Origin of the sequence: Alteromonas sp. V450 (genome assembly GCF_001885075.1) — a bacterium.
GTDB lineage: Bacteria > Pseudomonadota > Gammaproteobacteria > Enterobacterales > Alteromonadaceae > Alteromonas.
The window spans coordinates 1014754-1040410 of the sequence record NZ_MODU01000004.1 but is presented as its reverse complement, the minus strand read 5'-3'; the positions used below and the strand labels follow the sequence as shown (position 1 = coordinate 1040410).

Below are 25657 nucleotides of genomic sequence, written 5' to 3'. Positions count from 1 at the left end.
GCATACGTATTCAACATGACTCTCTTGTAAAATTGGTGAAGTTGTCAGCGCAAGCCACGCAATGCGGGCTTGCTCGGATCTCGCGTAGCTAAAACGAAAACACTTTTGTTTCTAACCCTTTCAAAGATAACGTCGCAGTATACCCGTTCTCTTTTGCGTTAAGCGAAAGGGGCTCGTGGTTTAGCATTGGCGCCAGCGCGCTATGCTCCAATGAGCCGACAGATTCTGACAGCAAATTTTGCGGTAACGTGAGGGTTAAGTTAGACACATCATTTTCGCTAAAATTTGAGATAACAATAAACCCTTGGCCATTTTTAACGCGAGCAAAGGCAAACTGCTGTTCGCTGTAAGTCGAATTTGATGCATCGAGGTTCTGTTTGTGCAAGCTTATGAACTCGCCATTGATAGCTTGATTATGTGCCGCGATGTTCATAATTTGCTCGTAATATTCGCGTAGCTCTAGCTCTTTTTGCGTAGATCTACCGCCATCAAACAAACCACCATTCATAAACCGTTGATGCGCAGGTACACCAACATAATCAAAAATAGAGGTTCGTGATGGATCACCAAACCCTGTCTCTTCACTGCCGTCCTCACCAACATCCTGACCGAAATAGAGTAATGTAGGTGATGAACTGATAAGAGCACTAACAGCTAGGGCTGGCTTTCCTTTTTCGGCATTCCCGGCAAAAGGTTCACTAGCGATACGTTGTTCGTCGTGATTTTCTAAAAAGTGAAGCATTTGTTGCGCAATATCTTCAACCTGTTTATGCACGGCTACAAGCTCACTTACATTTGCTTTTCCCTGCATAATAAGCTTTAGCGTGTCGTAAAAACCTACCTTGTCATAGAGGTAATCCATTTTTCCCTTTTGGATATACTCACGATATTTTTCTGGCTGATACACTTCAGCAAGCAGAAACGCGTCGGGATTTTTTTGCTTTATGCTGCTGTTCAGAAATGACCAAAATTCTACAGGTACCATCTCTGCCATGTCATAGCGGAAACCATCTACACCTTTATCAAGCCAGTAATGCGTTATGTCTCTGAATTTGTACCAAGAGTCAGGCAAGTCCTTCTGTTGCCAAAACGCAAAATGGGCCTGTGTGTCTTTTTCTGCAAAACTACTTGGTAATGAAGGAAAATCGTAACTACCGTCCGGTCTCACGCCATAGTTCACTTTTACTGTTTCATACCAATCGTTCACATCAGGCTTTGCTGAGCGTGCACCATTCCCTGTCCACTTTGCAGGATATTCTTGGAATGTTCCGTCAACCAACGGATGAGGTTCCCCTCCTAACGGTACATATTGTCCAAAGCTAGGCACTTCAAATGCTTTGTCTACAACGTAATAAAAGTTGTTATCTCTTGCATACTCTACGGAGGTGTCATCGTTCTCACCGAAATCTGATATTCCGTCGGGCGCGGACATTGATTCATAGCTTCTCGCCACGTGATTCGGCACAATGTCTATAATTACTTTCATGCCTGCTTCGTGTGTACGTGCTATTAGTGCTTCAAACTCTTCTAGACGTTTCGCAGGATCTAACGCTAAATCGGGATTAACATTAAAGTAATCTTTTACAGCATAGGGAGAACCCGCACGACCTTTAATGACATCGGGGTCGTCGTTACTTATACCGAGCCCAGTGTAATCGTTCACGAGCGCATGATGAATTACCCCTGTGTACCAAATATGACTGGTGCCAAGTGCCTTAATCGATGCAAGTGCAGTTTTATCGAAGTCGTTAAATTTACCCACCCCGTTTTCTTTAATAGTACCCCACGGCTTATTGGTTTCATTCTTGTTACCGTAAAGTCTGGTAAATACTTGATAAACAACTGGCTTACCATGCCTTTCCGGTTGTAAAGATTTGTCGTGAAGTTCTTTTTCTTGCATATCTTCTGCTCGATGACCAGCTTCACTTATAGGTTGGCCTCCGCACGCAATCATACTAAGAGACAACATTGCTAAAGAAAGCGGCTTATAAGGAAGTTTAAATTTTCGGACTCGCATGAACAGGCACCTGATAATATCTACTTATCAACAGGATACGCGTTAACGTTATGTTAAAAAACATGCATACGTATTCAAAACAAAAAAACCACCAAAAAGGTGGTTTTAATTGCGCAAAATCCGATGCTCACTAAGCAGCGCGTGCTACACCATCGCTCTTCGATTTCATAATATCGTAATGTAGTGAATGCATGGTGTTTGAAGTTTTTGACAATTCACTATTGATTCCCCAATAAAAACGCTGAAGAGGCTTAGCAAGGTCAACCAATAGTTGGCTTGGCGATACGCGATATGGTTTGCGACGGCCATTAAAGTGAATATCGTCACCTACAGGTTTAAAATGAATACCAAAGGTTCTCATACGTCGTGCGAGTTTGGGCTCCATGAGCACGTAGGCCTGTTTTACATTTAAGTGCATACATACACAGGTAGCAGTTAGGTATAGCGCGATAGACAGATAGGGAAAATGCTCAACGTTAAACGGTACGTTTTTTTTCTGTTTGTATTCTGACAGTTTCTCTACGGACAGGACCTTAGACTTTACTTGTTTAACACGAAACTCTCTTGGTATCGCTAACCTCGATATTTCGCACACTGTTTCAGGCGATAGATTTGAAGGTACAAGGGTCGCATCGCTGATGGCATTGTTACATTTCTCTTCAAGTGGAAGTTTCAAATTATTAAACGTAGGCAGCACCAAGCGAATCGTACCTGCACACTCGCCGTTTCTTCGATGTTTTATGTAACAATTGATTGAACGATCATCGTAGCGATCTCTCTCCTGTGAGGAAGCATTCTCGCGCTCATATTTCATCTCCTCACAATAGACCTTGTGGCGAGTTCTATAGCTTATCGCCTTTTCATTTTCTGTTGAAGCGATTACGAGTTCATAGTTTTGAAAGAAAAAATTGGTTATCGAGTCGCCAAGCGAGACTTTACTACTAAAAAGTCGTGACAATGTAGTTGGCAGTTTTACCAGTTTTTTTGATACTACTGTGTTTATTGCTTTGACAGCACTTATCGTACGAGTTTTCAACGCAAAGTCCCCTTTTATTAGTTTTTTTATTTGGCGTATGGGTAACTTCCAAGTCTTCTCAACACCTTTAACTACTTAAACCTTCGTTTTATTATTTTTGTCTCTGCTTCGCCTAATTAACGCATCACCCTTTTCGTAATTTGACTTAGCTAATCTATCGTATAGCAGCACATTGGCGGTTGCCGCTACATTCATACAAGAGTAGGTGGGTACATAAACCACATGATCACACCACTTTAATATGTCCTCTCCTATGCTTCCATCTTCCGGTCCTAAAATATAAAAAGCATTATCGGGATGCTCGTATTCAGGTAACGGAATTGCACCTTCAGATAATTCAACCGCCACGACCGTTGCTCCTTGCGGTATCATTTGTTGAAGACTGTCAACCCCAACGGTGGGGATCTTTTTGTGAAACGCCTTCGTGTCCGCATTAAATTCTTTGGCAAATCGATAGCGAACCCCCGTATAAAAAACACTTTGAACGCCATAACAACCAGCCGCGCGAAGTATTGATGCTACATTTACCGGGTTTTTAGGGTTTACTAGCCCTAACGTCACTGTTTGATTCTTTATTTGCATATTATGTTTTGAGTGTTAACCAAGACGCTTTAGAAAACGCTACCATACATAATTTGAGCTTTTAATACAGTACTATGAACTTTTTACACTAATATGAACAATTTACAAACAATTTTCGACCATGATTGTCGGATTTTTGATCTATCCTGTTATTTATTCGCGCATCGCGTTTACTTATGTAACCCTGAAATGTGAAGTCATTTTTGACGAGCGCTGCAATGTAGTGATAACAACCGGTAAATGGTGGCGATTATCGCTTTCCTTAAAGGGGTGATGGGTATTGGTGGGTTAACGTTGCTCGCTAATAAACGCTCAACAGATACAACTCGAGCAACGTTAGTTTGCGCTTAAAACTCTAGTTCATGCGCATTCAGTGTGTTTAATTGTGCGTCGTGCCATGCGTCTTCCAAGCGCGTAGCCTTTCAGCAATTTGTGCTTATCCATGGTTAATCGCTTAACACTAAAGCCTTCGTCTGGTGCAATGACATTAATAATACAATCGCTTGGCGGCTTTTTAATAAATGCCAACGTTTCATTGTACGTTGTTGCGCGGTTTAAAAGCGCTTGAAGCAACAAGGGTTGGTTACCATACATTTTTTCCAACAACCAAGTTGATTTGACTTGGGGTTTGGAAAAACCTACGGGTTGAGACAGGATAACGGTCAACTCGCGAGCGCCCATCTTGTATGCCTGAATGACCGGGATTGCATCTGCTACACCACCATCAACATAGCGCTTGCCGTTAATTTCAATTTGGTCTCTATAGGCGGTAGGTAACGCACATGAGGCAACGATAATATCGTCTATATTATCTTTATGTGCTCTGATGTATTCACACTTGCCCGTAGCAACGTTAGTTATGCCTACAAAGAGCGGAATACTGCCCTGAACGCAAGGGGCAGGAATATTTAACATTTCTTTAGAATAATGCCAAAGCCAATGAACATCGGTCATGTGCCCGCCTTTCACGAAACGCAGAGGACTAAAAAAATCACGCTTCGTTGCGTACTCTGTAATGATTTTTTTACTAAGACCGTGCATTTTTGCTATGTAAGTAGAAAGATTAGTTGCGCCCGCTGACACACCTAACGCAAAGTCGAAATCGTAGATATTTTCTTCCATAAACTTATCAAGAACGCCTGCAGCAAAGATGCCGCGCATCGCTCCCCCTTCTACAACCAATGCCTTTTTCACAGTTCTAACTCCCTGTCTTGTCACTCTAACTGGTACGACCATTACTTTTATAATGATTTCTCACCTAAACCACAAGCAAAAAAAAAGCCGTGATGTAAACATCACGGCCTTTTTCGTTATCCCTTATTATTTTTTAAAAACGGTAAGGGTAGGATTATTCCCGTCAGGGCCGGTAACAACAATTTCATACAAACCAGATTCAGGTACATCGAGCACCAAATTATTGTTACTCCCAGCTATAGATTTACCCGTTTCCAGACTCACTACGTTAGAAGAAGCATCATTCGGGTTACCCAAGTTTACTGTAGACCAGTCTTCCGAGGCGACCTTGAATTCGACGGTGCCTGCACTCAACTCGATATCTACAGAATAAACACCAGCACCTTTATAAGTAAACTGATCAACTGCTCCCCATCCGTTCATACCGCCACGCACAAACACTTCTGTGTTACCCCAAAATGCCTCTTTAAATACACCAATGGTAGGCGCATTTAGGTTTGTTACGTTAAACACAAACACATAACGGTCGGCAGTTTCAATATTCAATATTAGATTGTCATTGGTAGCTGCAAGGCCTAAGGTTTGACCAGGAGCCAGGTTGCGATCTGACTCATCTGCCGAGAAGGCACCAAAATTTACGGTACTCCAATCTTCAGAAGCAACTTTAAATTCGTATGTGCCTGGCTCAATATCTCTTGCGAAGGTATAGATGCGGTCCCCCTGATAAGCAAACTCTTCATCTGTACCCCAGCCGTTCATTGCACCACGGAGATACACTGGTGTGCCAACATAGGGCTCTTCGTTCTCAACCATAAGAATTGGTGCTTCGGCATCAGTCGCATCAATAGTAAACAGGTAGGTCGCGCTCGTCGCTGGAGTAAATGAAAGGTTGGTATTAGTACGTGCTAGCACCTTCTCTTCCCCCGCGATCACTGTACCTTCTTCGCCATCCGCTGCGCCAAAGTTAACGGTACTCCAATCTTCCGATGCGAATTTGAATCCATATGTAACGCCACCTTCAAGTGTAACTGTTGCGGTGTACTTGCCGTCACCTTGATAGACAAACGCATCATTGGTTGACCAACCATTCATATCTCCACGCAGGTAAGCGATGGTGTCGCCGTAAGGAACAACATCAGGCGCTCCAGACGTTGCAAACGCAGACAGACCATAACCTTGCGCACCAGACTGTGGCTTAACAAACACAGCAATAGTTAGTGCAGGAACGGTAAAGGTTCCATTACCATCTTCACCCTCTACAAAATGTGCACCACGCACGGTCGCATCCACAGAATTCATTTGGGTGGGATGAAGTGAAAAACCCGTTGCTGTATTGACGGTAATAGCCTTCTCTTGATAACCGGTATTCACCAAAACCATTACCGCGTCATTCATCATATCTAGATCTTGACGAGGCTGTTCACTGTTTTCAGATATACCATCATCAATACTCATAGCAATAAGGCCACGCTGCTGGCGTTCGCCAATATTGTGGAATCCAATGCGATCAATAATGTCATCAGCGGTGGTTAATCTGAATAACGGGCTTTCCATTCTAATATTAAGTAGCTCTGCAAAAACGTCAGAGGCAAACATAATATCGGACATAGAGGCGGCACGATCTGGGTTGTAGATAAACTCGCCCATTTCTTGCCAACGTGTTTCGTTATCCTGTGCTAATGGTAACCCTACATTCCAGTTGTTAGTTTCGTAGGTGAAATCGACGTAGTTAAACCAATCTCCAGAATCATAGGTGTTCCTGTCCATTGATTTAGAACGAAGCATGTCTCCCCCCATTTGTAAAAATGGAATGCCTTGAGAAACCAAGTTGATGCCCATTGCAACATTCTGTGCACGTACGCGCTCTGCTAACGTTATATCCTGTGGAAGCGTATAATTTAGCTGGTCCCATAGTGTTTCATTATCATGTTTTGACACATAGTTAATGATGTCTGCAGGATCTTCTGCATAGCCGCCTAGGTTACTGGTGGCCCCCGCACTACCGGAGGATGTTTCCAGCACGTAATCTTTCAACGTTCCTATCATGCCCATTTTTACGCGGTCTTGAGCACTTAGAAGGCCGTCATCTTCCGGTCTAAAAATAGCACCTTGGCGAATAGCTTCGCGGATGCGGTCGTTATAGGTACCAATCTCAGTGCCCGCCATGTTTAGCTGGCTCGCCTGTTCATAACCGCGGTCTATTTTAGTCCACCCTTCACCATAGAAATAATTGTCTTCATCTATAGCTTGAACTGCGTCACGCAAACGCACCATTGTGTCTTTCGTCGCTTGACTCATTATGTCAAAACGAAAAGCATCGTATTTATAGTGCTCAGCCCATAAAAGCAATGAATCTTTCATGAACTTTTCCATCATAACATTGCGAGGCTCGGTGTCATCACAGCAGGTTTCACGAACAATCGCCCCGGTATCTACCTCATATCGATGATAGTAGCCAGGCACTACTTTATCTAATACTGACTTACTGAACACTCCAGACGCATTGGTATGGTTATAAACAACATCTAACGCAACACGAAGACCCATCTCGTGTAGGGCCTGGATCATGGCACGCATTTCAATAATGCGTTCTACACCCTCTGCACTCGACGCATAGCTGCCTTCTGGCGCATTAAAGTGATGAGGATCATAGCCCCAGTTAAACGTATCTAAGTTGCGTAAATCGTTAGTAAGTTGTTGTGCTTTGCCCGCTTGAGAAAGTGGATCATAGGAATTGTAGACATCGATAAGTAGCGCATCAGAGCTTTCTTCCTCGCACACAGCAGCACTGCTATTTAAGCGACATAGTTTGCCTACCGTATCATACAAATCTACGGTTTTTGTTGGATCTTCATCAATGGTCGCGATGTCATTCGCTGGAAGTATATGGAAATAAGTAAGCCCAGCATCAACAAGCTTTTTAAGATGTTCTACTGGCGCCGTCCCCTCTTCTGTAAACGCAAGGTATTTCCCTCTATTTTCTAAAGACGTAGACATATCGCGTACGCTGAAATCACGAATATGTCCTTCGTAAATAACAGCGTCTTCATAGTTCTTAACCGTAGGAATAGTCTGCGTATCCCACCCTTCAGGCTTTAAATCCTCGTCAGCTAGATTTACAAAGCGAGAAAAACGGCCATTCGTGCTCAATGATACAGAATATGGATCGGTAACAAGCAGTGTTTCAATTTGCCCTGTAATGGGATGATAAACAGTAACTTCATATCGATATAATTGGCGGTCAAGCGACATATCCCCTTCAAAGCGCCAAACGCCAGACGTGTTATCGCGTATCATGGATAGGCGCTGATTTAGGGTTTTGTTATCGTTATAAATTAGAAGGTCAACGTTTGAAGCCGTTGGTGCCCACAGCGCAGCAGTTATACCCGAGTCTGCGTATATTCCGCCAAGTTGTGTTTCATCAGCATCGTTTTCCCCCGCTGTATATAATGCGTCAATTGCGTTTGCCAGTTGGATCCCTGTTGCTGCAATAAGCGTCCCATCAGCATCATATCCACCAACAACCGCTTGTGTCGTCAAAATGGTTTTAGCATCTTCCACCGACCAATCACCTTCCCAAGCCTGCATCGATGATAAATGCGGCGCGCGGGCTGATTGCGCGTCTGATAGCGTAGTAGACATTAACGACACTTGCGTACCATTGATACCTTCTTCAAGCGAACTTTCTAACCCAGCTTGCGCCGAATAGTGAAGCTTCACTTCAGATACAACATCAGGTACATCCCATAAGATGGTATTGGCATCTAGCCAGTGTGCGCCAAAGCCTTCTATATCAACAGGCTGAGGACCAAGTGACATAATAGGAAACTCAAAAATCGTAGGCTCGCCAGATAGGGTGAAATTCATACGCACAAACGTTTCGTCGTTTTGCACAAGTGAGCCCTGAAAATCGCCGCCCCCCATTTCCTTGCCAGCATCGTCGGTGCCTTTATGGATAATAAAGTTATGGCAGCTTCCATACCCTTCTTTGAGGTCTAAAATCCAATATGCACCGTAGTTTGGATCGATCCCACTGTGGATACGTCCATTTGCCCAGTCTGTGTCTGCATCAGCGTACGCATCACAGGCATCGTTGTTCCAAGTATGCAATCTCCATCCTTCATACGCTGGGTCGTTACTTGAGTTATCAGCATCAACCGCAGCGCGGTTGTAATAAAGTACGGCTTGATTAGCTGAAGGCGTAAAAACCGGCGCTGGCAAGTTCGGATCAGCTCCCGCTTCACACGCATCATTTGCCGCATTGGGCACTAACGGTGCTTTACATTGGATGGGCGGCGGCGGCTCACAATCGGTGCCGGCGGCGTTTGGAACGTTAGGAACCTCACAAGTTAGCAGGTTGTTTGTGCCTGACTCAACGCCCGAACCACCACAACCAGCAAGAGCGTAGGCGCCTACTAGAAGTAACGCAGCACGCATCACGCTTGTTTTAGTAAACATAAATTTCTCCTGAATATTTTCGCGATGTTTGGCAACTCGTTGTTTTTGAAGATCGCCAGAATCATTACCTACGTTGTTTTTTTTCATAGTTGGTATGTCATCCCTAGGTAATATTGCGTGCCAAAAAATTGAATAGTCCCGGTTTGTTCTTTTGAAGAGAAATAACTTTTTGTGGGTTCATCAGTGAGGTTATTTATTTGGAACAGAACGCTCCAATTGTCGTTAATTTCGTAAGAGGCTTGATAATCAATGACCAATTCTTCGTCAAAATTCACAACCTGATCGTTCACCGCAACTTGTTGGGAAACAAATTCGTCTCTGTATCTGCTAGAAAGGCGTGTTTCAAACCCTTCGTATTCCCAAAAAACAGTGAGCGTAGCCACATTTTCTGACAAGCCCGGCAAATTCGCTGCATAAACATTATCACCTAGGGTGCGCTGAATTTCGCTTTCAGTATAAGAGTAACTTGCACTTACTCCTAAGCCAGAGAACATACCAGGCAGCATGCTGTAAATTTGCGTATAAGCGATTTCTAACCCACGAATGTAGCCCCCTTCTGCATTATTTACCGCAGTACTGTAGCTTCCGTTTTCAGTTGGCACAGTTACAAAAATCGGGGCGCCATTCTCGTCCGTTGCAAACTCAGGCGGCTGACCTGCAAACTCAGGCGCCAAGTACACCGGAACGCTTACATCATCAGGAATTACTATGCCATTAGCTGCAAAGTCATAGGGCTCAATTTCGATATCTTCAACAAAAGATTCAATATCCTTATAGAAGCCAGCGATGACCAAAGCTCCTTCTGTTTCAGAAAAATAGTATTCCCATGACACGTCGTATTGAGTTGCGTAAAAAGGTTCAAGGTATGGGCTATTGCGAGCACTGCCGTTAACTCTGGCTGTCGGGTTAGAAAGAGTAATTTCACCCGAATCTCTGTCCTGCACAGCCGTAACCGTATCAATGGTAGTAGAAGCATTAGCAGCAAAACGATTAATCGGAGCTCTACCCATCACCTTTGCGGCAGCAAGACGGAGCTGTGTGTCGTCAGTGAGTTTAAAATTGAGGTTTATAGAGGGCAGCACGTCAGAGTACTCATGCCTGATTAATGCTGGACGATAGAAGTTGTTTATTAAACCAACTTCGTCTGTGATGTTTTGCGCCCCCACTGTCGGGTCGCTAACTTCTATTGACGTACCTTCTAAAAGCCTGGTAGCACGTTGTAACGTTGTTGAGCTTTGTTTACTCTTTACGTAACGAACGCCAATATTACCCGTTACTGGTACGTTGCCTATTTCAGTATTTATGTTAGCCATTAAATAGGCTGAGTTTACCGTTTCAAAGACGTCGCCACTCTCTTGTAATGTCCACGCCGTAGCCGGCCCTGTACCTGGACCATTAATTACGCCCGCCGCGCCTGGCCCCCACGTTTGAACGGGTACGGGACGACCGCCTGGAAACCATGCATCAAGCGCTTTATTTAAATCTATCGACAAATAACTTGGGAAGTAAGAAAAATCGCCACTCCAGTCCACTTGTTCTACCATATCTTCGGTTAAACGAAGAGGTGGTTCACTGACTGAAAATGCGCTGTCATTGCCATACTCAAAAACTGACCGATCATTACTGTATTCTCTATCAGAGTAGCGGTACCCAAATTCAAACCCAGAAATAATCGGTGCATCTACGTAATACTGAAAATCTACACGGTATGCATCTAATTCATCCTCATTTTCAAATGGGTAAATGCCGTATTTGCTAACCATGACCCTGTCCAAATCAGTGAATGCATCAGTTTGATTAAAGCCAATGTCAGGTAGATTTGATCCGTTGAGTAAATAGGAAATCTGAACATTTTCATCAAATACAGGGTTTGCCGCAGTTGCGTCTTCGCCAACAAGGGACCATAACAAGCCATTGCGAAAATCACTCTCGGCACTCGAGCGAGATACATCAAACTGCACCGCTAAGTCAGGTGAAATTTCCCAATTTGCGTTTATCCCTAAATTAGTTACGCTGTCAAAGTCCTGATTGTCATCATTAACCAGTTCAACGCGCGTAAAACTGTTATCGGTTCGAGAAAAAGTACCGCCAATAACACTGCGATTGACTACTTTAGGATTTGTGATCCCCGCATTTACGCCACCAAGTTTTACTCGAAACCCACGTGCAAATGCTTCAGAGTCAAATTTGGAAATAAAAGCATCGGCTTTTAACGTAAAGGTTTCAATGGGGGCCCATTCAAACGCCGCTACATAGCCGTCGCGAGTTTCTTCGCCCCCTTTGTGTTGCATTTCAAAGCCTTCTGAAATGAGTTCACAGTTAGGCGCTATTGTTTCTTCTGCACACTCTGAGTTCGTATAAACACCGTCTACGTCGGTAACACCGTTGTATGCCAAGCCTATAAATTGAGTAGAAACACTTGGTTGAAATAACCGCGCGTAGCCCAATGATACACCTAACGTATCATCGAGAAATTTGCCCTGATACGAAAAACTTAAGCGATGTCCATATTCAGTTGCATCACTTACCTCAGATGCCCTATCGTTATACATACCCCGCATATTTGCACTGAACTTGTGCTGCTCATCAATCGCGAGGGGCGACGCAGTTTTGAGTTCTACTGTCCCCGCTATGCCTCCCTCAATTAGCGATGCTTTCGGTGATTTGTATACGGCGGCTTCACTGATAAGTTCCGATGGGTATTGGTCAAATTCGATAGCTCGGCTTCCACTAGTAGAAACCTGCTCCCTTCCATTTAGCGTAGAAAAAACAAAATCACCGGATAGCCCGCGAATGTTTATCTGAGCAGCTTGTCCGCCGGTTCTTACCGCAGAGATACCTGGCAAACGAGTAAGCGCATCTGCCATGGATACATCTGGAAGCCCGCCAAGGTCATCGGCAGATATTTGCTCAGAAACCGTGTCAGAGAAACGTTTTTGATTTAGTGATTGAATTAAGCTGGTACTGAAACCACGCACTTCGATACGCTCTAAGGTATCTTCTTGCGGTCGCTCAACTTCTTCTGCACCGGTGTCTGGTGATTCTTGCGCATAGAGCGGCAGCGAACTAAACGCCACCCCACTACTGATCAAGGCCGCCATAATAGTGCTGGGTTTGAATGTTTTCATTGGTGTCCCATTCCTTGTTTATTATCGACACTTTCAGGACTACCACACCCAAAAATGCCTCTTATGGAACACCAAATACTACTGGCTTGTATAAAAAGAGAGCAATCCCATGCATACGTATTCATTTACAATATATAAACATTAAATAAACATTTATATGGTGAGGGTGCTGCATATGATGAGTACGGATCGGAAGAGCAGAAGGTTAGAAGTAACTTTGAGGAACATAGAGTAAATCGATACGCCGTCCGTGGCATTTTTACACGTTGTTGTTACAGACGTGACTGTGAATTGAGTACAACGTTGTGGTCACTAAAATTCAGCGCGCAGCCTTGAATGAAGCGTTCGATATTTTGCTCTTTATACAAATCGCCTCTACCCGGCTGGTTTTTTTCTAGCGGCGGAAATGCGCCATAGCCAGCAAGCAGGCAATGCCATGATACAGAGTCCCAGTGCATTCCTATATTTTGGCGCTTAATTTCGCTTGCCAGATCTTGGCGACTGAACCATGCGCTTAAGATCGAATTTAGAGAGTCAGACATCACCATGTTCTCTCTATTGTCGTGCCAGTAGTCACTATCCTCCCTTGTGTTTAGCTTATAGTGAGCCACTATATAGTCACGAACGCGATCAAATCGCTCTCTAGCAAAAGAATTATAATTACTGCATGGTTTTGTTGAAAAACCGTTCTTTTCAAACGTATCCGAGAAGTACTCAATACAAATCTGAACAAGGTGCAGTGCTGTGGCTTCAAGGGGTTCTATAAACCCTTGAGATAACCCTAATGCCAAACAGTTCTTGTGCCAGTGCTGCCCAACTTGCCCCACTTTCATTTTAAGATGTCGCGCCTCTACATCGGTGCTTTCAAAACCGAGGTGTCGACGTAGCTCTTCTTCGGCCTGGTCCTTGGATAAATGTGCAGTACTGTAGACGTATCCGTTGCCCGTGCGATTCTGTAACGGTATCGTCCAGCACCATCCGCTAGAAAGCGCTGTCGACTGGGTTTCTACCTTAATATTTTTTTGTGCTTGTGTAGGTAAAACCACCGCCGAATCGTTGAATAAGTTTTCAGAATAAGAATTGAACTTAACGCCTAAAGCCTGCTGCAACAAAGTTGAAGAAAAACCTGTGCAATCAAGGAAAAAATCTCCCTCAATAATGGCTTTGTCTGTTACGAGGTGGCTTATATCTCCACTAGGGTGAAGTACTACGTCGCTGATGATGGCATTAACATGAGTGACCCCTTTTCCAATAGCCAACTCACGCAAATAGTTACCGAGTAGTGCGCTATCAAAGTGATAGCCATATTCCATTCTAAACGGAAAATTATCAGGCGTAAGCGGCGCTTTGTTTTGCTTCGCCAACATACCATTTATCAAAAAATCTTCCGGCGCAACATGCGTATCAAGCCCTAGCCTTCGCGTACGGCAGTTAACCTCAAAAGCTCGCTGAGTAAAAGTGTCGGTTTGAGAAATAAATGGATGTCGATACTGGTTAATACCAGATCCAGGACTCCAGTTATTAAACTGAATGCTTACTTTGTATGTAGCGTTGCACTTGGGCATCCAATCATTTTCTGGAATGTTTAATTCGTCAAAGAAGCGTTTGAGTGTAGGTGTAGAACCCTCGCCCACACCTATAATGCCAATATCAGAAGACTCTACCAGTGTAATATTGACTTTACCTGATGACCACTTGTGCGCAAAGTAATTTGCTGCCATCCAGCCGGCAGTGCCGCCCCCGGCTATAACGATATGGATTGGTTTATTCATACTACGCTACTAACTACAAAACTGTTTCAAAAAATCATCATGCGTCGCGATTTTCCCAATAGGCTCATTTTTGATACGTTTTATATTTTGCAATAGCTCTTGCAGCTTTTGCTCAGACAATGCATTCGCTAACGGGTGGTAGTCTTTCTGAATCACCCCCTGTCCAATTAGTACCTGTAGCCATGAACTTTCAAGAAACAAGTCATTTTGCTCTCTAAATAAGTTACCAGACGCTCTAAATAGCTCGATTTTATGCGTTAAGTTATCTGGTACATCCATTTCTCGTAGATCCTTCCAGAAATGCGAATCTGTTCTTTCGTTTACGTGATAATGCAAAATAATAAAATCGCGAATTTGCTCGAACTCAAGCTGCGATTGCTTGTTATATTCGTCAATTTGATGTTGCTTGAAACCGTCATGAGGGAATAAATGAATAAGCCTAACCACGGCGGACTGAATTAAGTGTATGCTGGTTGACTCGAGAGGCTCTAAAAAGCCGCTGGACAAACCAACTGCCACTACATTTTTATTCCATTGCTTACGTCTTCGTCCTGTTTTAAAGCGAATAAAATTAGGTTCGGCAAGTGGTTTGGTATCTAGATTACTTGATAATATGTCAAGCGCTTGCTCGTCAGAGTAATAATTACTACTGTACACCAAGCCATTACCATTACGGTGCTGAAGCGGAATACGCCACTGCCAACCGGCAGAGTGTGCTATTGAACGAGTGTAAGGTCTCGTATGTTCGTGACGCTCTGAGGGCATAGCCACTGCGCGATCGCAAGGCAGCCAATGTGACCAATCTTCATATCCTGTATTCAATGTTTGTTGGGTGAGCAGCCCCTTAAACCCTGAGCAGTCTATAAACAGGTCGCCTTCAATATCAGTACCGTCTTTAAGCGTTACCCCAGTGATGAAACCACTATCTGCGTCTTGCTGGACATCAGTAATGATGCCTTCTCTACGTGTAACGCCCATTGACTCACACTTTTTGCGTAAAAATCGAGCATACAATGACGCGTCAAAATGGTAGGCGTAAGGCATTTCAATTATTGGGTCGGGGGACTTGATATGGGCAAATTTACCTGCTTTGCAGGCTAGGTAGTTTAAATCGTAGTCCCAAATTGAGTCGGCAAGCCCTAATTCTTGAGCGCGTTTTAAATAGTGATGAAAGTGACAAAAAGCGTAGCTTTTTCCTGGCGCACCAAAGGTATGAAAATAACTTTCACCCTGCACACGCCAATTCTCAAATTTAATCGCTAGTTTCATAGTCGCGTTTGTTTCGCGCAGGAATTCTTTTTCTTCTATTCCCAATACATTATTTAGCGTAATGATTGGAGGGATGGTAGCCTCACCAACGCCAACGGTGCCAATCTCTTCAGACTCGACTAACGTTACGTCTACACCCGCACCGATGAGACGCTTAATGACCGCAGCTGATATCCAACCAGCAGTGCCACCGCCAACAATAACTACATTTTTTACCGTTTTATTCATCATAAATTTGCTGTCACCACTTTTTTTTAGCAGCTCACTGACACCACTTCTTAACATGGCATGTGCTGGTATACAACAAAAAGCCCCAACACCTGAGTAAATTGGGGCTTTTTGAATAGTACCTGTTTAGACGCCTGCCTTAAGCAAGCGTTACTTTAACATTACCTTAGAACGTGTAGTTAAAGCCAAGTAAGAAGTTACGGCCGTAACTTTGGTACTCAGTAATTTGACGACTGTCGCCCGGATTAACACGAACAGTTGGCTCGTCAGTTAAGTTCTGGCCTTGAAGCGTAACGCGAAGCCCTTCAAGGTAATCAATTCCAGAACCACTGAAGTCGTAACCTATCTGTGCGTCAATCTGCTTCACACCATTATCTTCAATTTGTGCTAAAGAAAGGCTCGTTGCGCGAGTTTCGGTTGCGAATGCGTCACGCTTAGTAGCTGATACTCGAAGTTCAAGACCATTGCTCTCATAAAACGCTGTCAGTGAATACGTCTCTTCTGACAACCCAGGTACTGAATCCCCGTTATCTAAGCCACCATCTAGGTAAGTCGCACTTGCAAAAACACCAAACCCCTCAAGTGAGTCATGAATAATATCAAAAGGAACACTACCTTGAAGCTCCCACCCACGAACAAAGCCCTCTAAACCATCTTCGCGGAAGCTAACGATGCCGTCGAATATTGTAGGTGGAACGATATCGTTTTGATCTAACACACCATCATCATTGATATCTGTTTGGCCTGAGGTTTGATGGAAGCCTTCAATATACGATTCACTGAAATCACCAACCGTTTGCCCTGCTACGTGCCAGTTTGTTAGATCTTTATAGAAGAAACTTACTGCAAAATAGCCAGAATCAGCGAAGTAATTCTCATAGGCAATATCAAACTGATTCGCTTCAAGCGGCTTCAAACGCGCATTACCAGAACTTGCAGACCAAGGGCCATTACCAACATTGTCTGAGATAATTTGCTGATCGTTAAAGGTAAAACTGACGGTATTGTTAGGACGCATGTCATCCATTCGTGGCCGGCTAATTACTTTACCTAATGCAGTACGAATAAACTGGTTTTCGGCTATTTCGAAGCTTAAATTTAGTGTAGGTAGCACGTCAGAGTAAGAATCTCCATCAGATACTGCTACGGATGATGTAAACCCAGTCGGCCCCGTGGTTGTGTTGAACCCCGTACCAGTTTGGTCAACATCTACAATCTGAAGCCCCAAATTACCAAACACCAATACGTCACCAATCTCGGTTTCAATATCAAGCTTCGCATATACGGTGAGGATATCCTCTTCGATGGTATAGGTATCTCCGCGACGACCATTTTCAAAAAGCTCGGCGTCCGTCAGCGTATAATAGCCGCTTCTGTATAGACCTAAACCGTCATAAGCAATTACACCGTCAATACCAATGTGGCTCAAGTCTGCCGTGCCAATCGGGTTAGGCACTAATTCTTGGTTCGGCCATGATGGTGCAGTTAAGAAGAAACCATTATTATCCTTTGATTTCTCGCGTGTCTGATAGTTAACACCTGCAGTTAACTTAGAAAAGATGCCCCACTCAACAAAACCCTCAAGGTCTAATCGCACTGCATCTAGTGTTTCGTTAAATACTGGTTCGTTGACGAAACCATCCTGTGCCGTGTCTGGTCCGAATCCTTCAACACCTTGGAACGCTTCAACAGGTGCCAATGAACCGCCCCATGCCTGAGGACCGGCCAAGTAAATTGAAGACGGATCAGCAAGATCAACACTGTCTAACGTAGGGTGGTCACTATATACAGCACCTGTGGAGGTCATTGTCCACGAACGCGGTGTCAACGGACGGCCATCAATACCTGCACGCCCAACACCTGAGTAACTTTCAACATCAGTAATTCGTTTATCAACTTCACCAGTCGACATGTCTAATGTTGCAGTCCAATTATCGTTAATAACATATTCTACATTTAGACCGAATGTCGTAAGTTCTGCTTTCTGCTGTCTCGAATCGTTACGAATAACCGATAGGAAACCGTCGTAATAACCAGACGTTACAAGACCATTTTCTACCCCAGTAATTGTGTAGGCACCTGTACCCCATTCAGCGCCACCTTCTTCAACACCTCGGCGTGCATCATTTTCTTCAAAATCGATGTAAAGCGCATCAAATTGAACAGTAAGATTGTCTGAAGGTGCATATTCAATAACACCAGCTATTGAAGTACGTTCCAGCATAGCAGAACGTGTATATGAGTCATGACCTCCAAGGATCACTGTACCTTCAGGTACATCGACGCCTTCTGCTGCTTTGGCAGGATCTGCTTCTGCATAACCCCAACCGCGGAAGTATTGTTCTTGACGTGGAGACTCCATATCAGCGATTGCCAATGCAACACCTAGTTTGTCATCAGCAAATTGGTCTACATAGTTAAAAGAAAGGCGGTGACCTTTGTTATCAAAGTCAGGGTTACCAGCGTCTTCTTGGTTTGCTTCATAAGTACCGTTAATCGCAACGGTTTTTGACGCATTTAGCGGGCTTACAGTTTGAATGTCGACTGTGCCACCAATGCCTTGAGTCATGAGACCAGCTTCAGGTGTTTTGTACACTAGAATATTTGAAACAATCTCCGTGGGATATAGGTCGAATTCTACGCCACGATTATCACCCATACCTAATAATTCACGTCCATTTAGTGTAGTTCCCACGTAATTTTCGTTAAAACCACGAACTGATATACCACTAGTACGGCCATTTCGACGTTCACCAGCAAGTCCTGGAAGACGAGAAATCGATTCTGCAATACTTGTATCGGGTAGTTTACCAATATCTTCTGCTGACAAGGCTTCAACTATTGACGTGTTGTCCATCTTAATAGCCTGTGCGCGCTGAAGACTGCCACGAATACCGCTAACTTGAATAACTTCAAGGTTTGCTTCATCAACAGCGTCCGTATCAGCATCTTGTGCAAGTGCTGGTGCACTTCCAAACGCCATACCGCCTGAAATAAGCGCAGCTTTAATTAGGTTGGGTTTAAATTGTTTCATAAACGGGTGTCCCATACAGTTGTAGTTGTTGTCTTCTTGTTGTTGTTATGACAATTAAATGACAATACATTCCATGGGGACAATGCTATAGATGACCTGAGTTCTGCACAATTGCCTGCATACGTATTCAATAAAATTTGTGCAACACGCCATTAACAATCTCTATCTACACCGTTATGTAATTTAACAACACATTGCCCATTATCTCGGGCCTGTAGAGCAAATGGTTGTAATTTTGTTACAGCTAAATTAAGGCAGATGTTAATAAAAAAGCAAAAAAAAGCCCGCATGTTGCGGGCTTTTCAATATCGGAAATAAGCGATTGCTTACCAGCCTGTAGTCTCGCGCAGCGCCTTGCCGATATCAGCAAGTGAGCGAACGGTTTTAACGCCTGCGTCTTCTAGTGCTTTAAATTTCTCATCAGCAGTACCTTTACCGCCTGCGATGATTGCACCAGCGTGACCCATACGCTTACCAGGAGGAGCAGTAACACCCGCAATGTAAGAAACAACTGGCTTAGTTACGTTCGCTTTGATGAACGCAGCTGCTTCTTCTTCTGCAGTACCGCCGATCTCACCGATCATTACGATAGCTTCAGTTTGTGGGTCGTCTTGGAACATCTGAAGGATGTCGATGAAGTTTGAACCAGGAATTGGGTCACCACCGATACCAACACAGGTAGACTGGCCGAAACCTTCATCAGTAGTTTGCTTAACCGCTTCGTACGTAAGCGTACCAGAGCGAGAAACAATACCTACTTTACCAGGCTTGTGAATGTGACCAGGCATGATACCAATCTTACACTCTCCAGGAGTGATAACACCTGGGCAGTTTGGACCAATCATGCGAACGCCTTTCGCTTCTACGTATTCTTTAACGTAAAGCATATCTAGCGTTGGAATACCTTCAGTAATACATACGATAAGCTCAATACCCGCGTCTGCAGCTTCAACAATTGAATCTTTACAGAATGGTGCTGGTACGTAGATAACTGTCGCTGTTGCGCCAGTTGCTTCTACTGCTTCACGTACAGTATTGAATACTGGTAGACCTAGGTGCTCAGTACCGCCTTTGCCTGGTGTAACACCACCAACCATTTGCGTACCGTAAGCAATTGCTTGTTCAGAGTGGAATGTACCCTGACCGCCAGTGAAACCCTGACAAATTACTTTAGTATCTTTATTAATTAATACAGACATTATTTGCCCTCCGCTGCAGCAACAACTTTCTGTGCTGCATCAGTTAGCGATTCAGCAGCGATGATATCTAGACCAGAGTTCGCTAGAACGTCACGGCCAAGCTCTGCATTGGTACCTTCTAGACGTACAACTACTGGTACTTCTACGCCTACTTCTTTAACCGCACCGATAATACCTTCTGCAATCATGTCACAGCGTACGATACCACCGAAGATGTTAACCAATACCGCTTTAACATTGTCATCAGAAAGGATGATTTTAAATGCTTCAGCTACACGCTCTTTAGTCGCGCCGCCACCAACATCTAGGAAGTTAGCTGGCTTGCCACCGTGTAGGTTTACGATGTCCATAGTACCCATTGCAAGGCCTGCACCGTTAACCATACAACCTACGTTACCGTCTAGTGCAACATAGTTAAGCTCCCACTGAGCCGCGTGTGCTTCACGCGCATCTTCTTGCGAAGGATCTTGCATATCTTTCAGCTTAGGCTGACGATATAGTGCGTTACCGTCTATACCTACTTTTGCGTCAAGGCAGTGTAGGTTACCGTCGGTTTTGATCACTAGCGGGTTAATTTCGATAAGCGCCACGTCAAGCTCTTCAAACATCTTAGCTAGGCCAAGGAAGATTTGAGTGAATTGCTTAATTTGAACGCCAGAAAGACCAAGAGCAAACGCCATTTCGCGCGCTTGGTAAGGCTGAGGACCTACAATTGGGTCGATTTCAGCTTTAAGAATTTTTTCTGGAGTTTCTTCTGCAACAGTTTCAATTTCAACGCCACCTTCAGTAGATGCCATGAATACAACGCGACGGGTTGTACGGTCAACTACTGCACCAAGGTAAAGCTCGTTAGCGATATCTGTGCAAGATTCAACAAGGATTTTGCTCACAGGCTGACCGTTTTCGTCAGTCTGGAAAGTCACCAAATTTTTGCCAAGCCAGTTTTCAGCGAAAGCGCGAATGTCGTCTTTGTTTTTAACTAGCTTTACACCGCCAGCTTTACCGCGACCGCCCGCGTGTACCTGACACTTAACTACCCACTCTTCTCCGCCAATTCGGTCAGCGGCTTCTACAGCACCTTGAGCAGTGTCTGCTGCGTATCCTTCAGAAACAGGCAAACCGTATTCTTTGAATAGCTGCTTACCTTGGTATTCATGCAAATTCATGGTGTTTCTATCCGATTTTTAGTAAGACAAAAGCCGCATGTGCGACTTGATTATTTAGACTGATATTATAGGGTAAATATCAGCGTTGCGTTAGGCGCTAAGCAAGATAACACAAGCCAAGCACCCAACCACAATTAAGTGAGACGAAAGTCTTATACGTCTAGTAGTAGACGTGTTGGATCTTCTAGCATCTCTTTAACTGTTACCAAGAACCCAACTGATTCTTTACCATCGATAATACGGTGGTCATAAGAAAGCGCTAGGTACATCATTGGTAGAATTTCTACTTTGCCATTAACAGCCATTGGGCGATCTTGGATTTTGTGCATACCCAAGATTGCGCTTTGCGGCGGGTTAATGATTGGTGTAGACATTAGTGAACCAAACACACCACCGTTGGTGATTGTGAAGTTACCACCTTGTAGTTCAGCCAGTGACAGTTTACCGTCACGACCTTTAAGTGCTAGTTCCTTAATTCCTTTTTCAACACCTGCCATGCCAAGCGTGTCAGTATCTTTAAGTACTGGCGTTACAAGGCCACGTGGTGTAGAAACGGCAATCGATACGTCGAAGTAATTGTGATAAACAATGTCGTCACCGTCTATTGACGCGTTAACTTCAGGGAAACGTTTAAGTGCTTCAGTAACTGCTTTAACGTAGAACGACATAAAGCCTAAACGAATACCGTGACGTTTTTCGAAGCTCTCTTGATACTGTTTGCGAAGGTCCATAATTGGCTTCATGTTAACTTCGTTAAACGTAGTTAGCATTGCCGTAGAGTTCTTCGCTTCTAGAAGACGGTTAGCAATAGTCTTACGAAGGCGTGTCATTGGAACACGCTTTTCAGTGCGGTTACCCGTTGGTAAATCTGCCACTGGTGCTTCAGCCGCTGCAGGCGCAGCCTTGGCTGAGCTGTCGCCGCCTTTAAGGTACTTTTCAACGTCTTCTTTAGTGATACGGCCATTTTTGCCAGTGCCTTTCACTTTAGCTGCGTCTACGCCTTTTTCAGCAAGTAGACGACGAACTGAAGGGCTTAGCGCATCGCTACTGTCGTCACTATCATCTGATTCTGCCGATGCCGCTGGTGCAGATGCACCGCTTGCTGCACCTTCAACAAACTTAGCGATAACTTCTTCAGCAGTAACTGTTGCGCCTTCCTCTGCAATGATTTCTGCAAGAGAACCATCCGCAGGCGCAACCACTTCAAGTACCACTTTATCAGTTTCGATATCGACTAAGTTTTGATCGCGAGAAACCGCTTCGCCCACAGCAACGTGCCACGTAGCGATAGTTGCGTCAGCTACCGACTCTGGAAGTACCGGTACTTTAACATCTGAAGTTTTTCCAGAAGCCGCTGGAGCCGCTTCTGATTTAGCATCGTCTTTCGCATTGCTTTCTGTTTTAGCTTCAGCTGGTGCGGCCGCACCACCCTTTTCTAATTTTGCAATAACTTGCTCGCCTAAAACAGTTGCACCCTCTTCGTTTAGTATCTCACCAATTGTACCGTCCGCTGGCGCCACAACTTCTAAAACCACTTTATCAGTTTCAATATCAACCAGGTTCTGGTCTCGTTTAACTGCGTCACCGGCCTTTACGTGCCAGGTTGCAATGGTGGCATCGGCAACTGACTCAGGTAGAACCGGAACTTTTATCTCAATTGTCATTACTGTTCCTTATTTAATTGTGAGTGCGTTTTCAACCAGGGCTTTCTGTTGCTGGTTGTGAACGGATACATAACCTACTGCAGGTGACGAGGATGCATCACGCCCTGCATATGTTAATTTTGCACCATCTGGAATTGCTTGCCAGAAGTGGTGTTGGCTACAGTACCAAGCGCCTTGGTTTTGAGGCTCTTCTTGACACCAAACCCAATCTTTTACATGGCTGTATTGTGCCACAACTTTAGCGCATTCTTCTTGTGGGAATGGATAAAGTTGCTCTAAACGGATGATTGCGACGTCTGTTTGCTCATTTTTACGGCGCTGGTCTAATAAATCGTAGTAAACCTTGCCTGAACACATGACAACACGCTTTACGTTTTTCGGATCGATATCGTCAATTTCACCGATTACGTTATGGAATTTACCTTCGGCTAGTTCTTCAAGTGAAGATACCGCAAGAGGATGACGTAATAGTGACTTAGGCGACATTACGATAAGTGGCTTACGCATAGGGCGCACCACTTGGCGACGAAGCATGTTGTAAACCTGCGCAGGTGTTGATGGTACACACACTTGCCAGTTGTGGTCAGCACACATTTGAAGGAAACGTTCAAGACGTGCAGAGCTATGCTCTGGACCTTGACCCTCGTAACCGTGTGGAAGTAAAACGGTAAGACCACACAAACGGCCCCACTTTGCTTCACCTGAGCTCAAGAACTGATCAAATACAACCTGCGCACCGTTAGCGAAGTCACCAAACTGGGCTTCCCAAATAGTCAGACACGTAGGCTCTGCTGTCGCATAACCATACTCAAATGCCATTACTGCTTCTTCCGAAAGCACAGAGTCGTAAATTTCAATTTCACCCTGACCTTCGCGAATATGCTGCAGCGGCATATAGGTCGACGCATCTTTTTGATTGTGCAATACCGCGTGACGGTGGAAGAAAGTACCACGGCCTGAATCCTGACCGGTAATACGAATATCTTCGCCGGCATCTACGATAGTGGCATACGCTAAGTTTTCAGCCATACCCCAATCAAGTAGCTTTTCACCCGCGACCATGGCTTTACGGTCTTGATAAAGCTTGTTTACGCGCGACTGAAGCTTGTGCTCTTCAGGAATGTTAGTGATTGACTCACCGAGCTCTTTAAGCTTTTCAACTGAAAGCGAACCATCGTAAGGTGTATCCCAGTCGTGGCCAAGGTAAGGAGACCAGTCAACGCTGTGCTCTGTCATAGGACGCCACTCTTCGACAACACACGCTCCATGGTCAAGTGCTTCGCGGTACTCTTCGACAAAACGATCGGCATCACGTTGCTCAATCACACCCTCAGCGACTAGCTGATCAGCATAGATTACGCGTGGAACTGGATGCTTTTTAATTTTTTGATACATCAATGGCTGAGTAGCATTTGGCTCATCAGCTTCGTTGTGACCATGGCGACGGTAACACACTAGGTCGATAACCACGTCTTTCTTAAACTTGTTGCGGTATTCAAGCGCAAGCTGTGTAACAAAGGCAACCGCCTCAGGGTCGTCAGAGTTCACGTGGAAAATTGGTGCCTGTACCATCTTCGCAATGTCAGTACAGTATTGTGTAGAACGGGTATCTTCAGTCTTTGACGTCGTGAAACCAACCTGGTTGTTTACCACGATTCGAACTGTACCACCCACAGCAAAGCCACGAGTTTGTGACATGTTGAAGGTTTCTTGCACTACACCCTGACCTGCTATTGCCGAGTCACCGTGAATAGTAATTGGAAGTACAGTATTGGTGTCGTTGTTGCGGCGAGCAAGACGTGCACGTACTGACCCCATTACTACTGGGTTAACAATTTCAAGGTGAGACGGGTTAAATGCTAGCGCTAGGTGAACGTTTCCACCAGGCGTTGCAAAATCGGAAGAGAAGCCTGCGTGATACTTAACGTCACCCGCACCTAGTGAGTCGTCGTGCTTACCTGAGAATTCGTCAAACAGAACAGAAGGGTTTTTACCCAGCACGTTAACGAGCACATTCAAACGACCACGGTGAGCCATGCCGATAACCACTTCTTTGGTACCCGCTGTGCCAGCTTTAGTGATTAGGCCTTTAAGCATTGGAATCAACGCATCACCGCCTTCCAGTGAGAAGCGCTTTGCACCTGGGAATTTAGAACCCAAGTATTTTTCCATACCATCAGCAGCAGTAAGCCCCTTGAGAATACCTAGCTTCTCATCTCGAGAAATTTCAGGTTTTGCTTGAACCGATTCTATCTTTTGCTGCAACCAACGTTTCTGTTCGGTATCAGTAATATGCATGTATTCTGCACCGATAGAACCGCAGTAAGTGCGGTTAAGCGATTTAAACAGTTCACCTAGCGGCATAGAATCTTTGCCAATAGCGTAAGATCCTACATTGAAAACTGAATCAAAGTCCTGTTCAGAAAGGCTGTGGTGTGATAGTTCAAGATCGCGTACACGCTCTTGTTGCCATAGACCGAGTGGATCTAAATTAGCGTGTTGATGACCGCGGAAACGGAATGCGTTGATTAACTGGAGAACTTTAACTTGCCTGTCATCTGATACATTTGCAGAAGGCACAGACGGACTAGACATGCGGGCCGTAGGCCCTAACGCAGCAAGTTGCCTAAACTGATTTTTGATAACTGTATGATTGGTTTCTAACTCTACGCCATCGACTTTGGGGAGGTTATCGAAGATTTGTCGCCAATTTTCAGAGACACTTTGCGGGTCTTCTAAATAAGTTTCATACAACTCTTCAACATAGGCAGCGTTGGCACCTGCCATGTGCGAGGAATCCCACCACGCTTTCATCACGCTTTCTTGCATTTAATTTGCCTTGCTACGTTTTATAAAATCTAGTTAACAATCAATATGTATTATAAGGTTATTCTCAGCATAACCAAGTGT

Annotated in this window: 13 protein-coding genes; all 13 read right to left on the bottom strand. The window is 44.4% G+C overall.

What is annotated here, in order from left to right; all coding sequences use genetic code 11:
- Positions 1 to 88 precede the first annotated feature (88 nt).
- The gene (locus tag BK026_RS04520) at positions 89 to 2017 is read right to left on the bottom strand and encodes an alpha-amylase family protein (RefSeq protein WP_071814734.1); all 1929 of its coding nucleotides are present in this window, start codon (positions 2015 to 2017) and stop codon (positions 89 to 91) included.
- Positions 2018 to 2147: 130 nt separating this feature from the next.
- On the bottom strand, positions 2148 to 3053 hold the full coding sequence (locus tag BK026_RS04515; protein WP_256253675.1) for a PEP-CTERM/exosortase system-associated acyltransferase: 906 nt from the start codon (positions 3051 to 3053) through the stop codon (positions 2148 to 2150).
- Between the two features lie 75 nt (positions 3054 to 3128).
- Entirely contained in the window at positions 3129 to 3635 is a 507-nt protein-coding gene (locus BK026_RS04510) for an RNA methyltransferase (RefSeq protein WP_071814733.1), read from the bottom strand.
- A gap of 360 nt (positions 3636 to 3995) precedes the next feature.
- Positions 3996 to 4829: a patatin family protein gene (locus BK026_RS04505; protein ID WP_071814732.1), complete on the bottom strand. Its 834-nt coding sequence runs from the start codon at positions 4827 to 4829 to the stop codon at positions 3996 to 3998.
- Between the two features lie 126 nt (positions 4830 to 4955).
- Positions 4956 to 9287: an alpha-1,6-glucosidase domain-containing protein gene (locus BK026_RS04500; RefSeq protein WP_071817491.1), complete on the bottom strand. Its 4332-nt coding sequence runs from the start codon at positions 9285 to 9287 to the stop codon at positions 4956 to 4958.
- A gap of 83 nt (positions 9288 to 9370) precedes the next feature.
- Positions 9371 to 12415 (bottom strand): TonB-dependent receptor, encoded by a 3045-nt coding sequence (locus BK026_RS04495; protein ID WP_071814731.1) that lies wholly within the window; start codon positions 12413 to 12415, stop codon positions 9371 to 9373.
- A gap of 272 nt (positions 12416 to 12687) precedes the next feature.
- Entirely contained in the window at positions 12688 to 14187 is a 1500-nt protein-coding gene (locus BK026_RS04490; RefSeq protein ID WP_071814730.1) for a tryptophan halogenase family protein, read from the bottom strand.
- A 9-nt stretch (positions 14188 to 14196) separates the two neighbouring features.
- Positions 14197 to 15684, bottom strand: coding sequence for a tryptophan halogenase family protein (locus BK026_RS04485; RefSeq protein WP_071817490.1), 1488 nt, complete (start codon positions 15682 to 15684; stop codon positions 14197 to 14199).
- Positions 15685 to 15850: 166 nt separating this feature from the next.
- Positions 15851 to 18718, bottom strand: a complete 2868-nt coding sequence (locus tag BK026_RS04480) for a TonB-dependent receptor (RefSeq protein ID WP_071817489.1) — start codon at positions 18716 to 18718, stop codon at positions 15851 to 15853.
- A gap of 326 nt (positions 18719 to 19044) precedes the next feature.
- Positions 19045 to 19917: a succinate--CoA ligase subunit alpha gene (gene sucD, locus BK026_RS04475; protein ID WP_014998326.1), complete on the bottom strand. Its 873-nt coding sequence runs from the start codon at positions 19915 to 19917 to the stop codon at positions 19045 to 19047.
- Positions 19917 to 21083 carry an ADP-forming succinate--CoA ligase subunit beta gene (gene sucC / locus BK026_RS04470; RefSeq protein ID WP_025255208.1) on the bottom strand — a complete coding sequence of 389 codons (1167 nt, stop codon included), beginning with the start codon at positions 21081 to 21083 and terminating at the stop codon, positions 19917 to 19919. Before sucC ends, sucD begins: the two co-directional genes overlap by 1 nt.
- A gap of 152 nt (positions 21084 to 21235) precedes the next feature.
- Positions 21236 to 22747, bottom strand: a complete 1512-nt coding sequence (gene odhB / locus BK026_RS04465) for a 2-oxoglutarate dehydrogenase complex dihydrolipoyllysine-residue succinyltransferase (RefSeq protein WP_071814729.1) — start codon at positions 22745 to 22747, stop codon at positions 21236 to 21238.
- Positions 22748 to 22756: 9 nt separating this feature from the next.
- Positions 22757 to 25576 carry a 2-oxoglutarate dehydrogenase E1 component gene (sucA, locus tag BK026_RS04460; RefSeq protein ID WP_071814728.1) on the bottom strand — a complete coding sequence of 940 codons (2820 nt, stop codon included), beginning with the start codon at positions 25574 to 25576 and terminating at the stop codon, positions 22757 to 22759.
- Positions 25577 to 25657 lie beyond the last annotated feature (81 nt).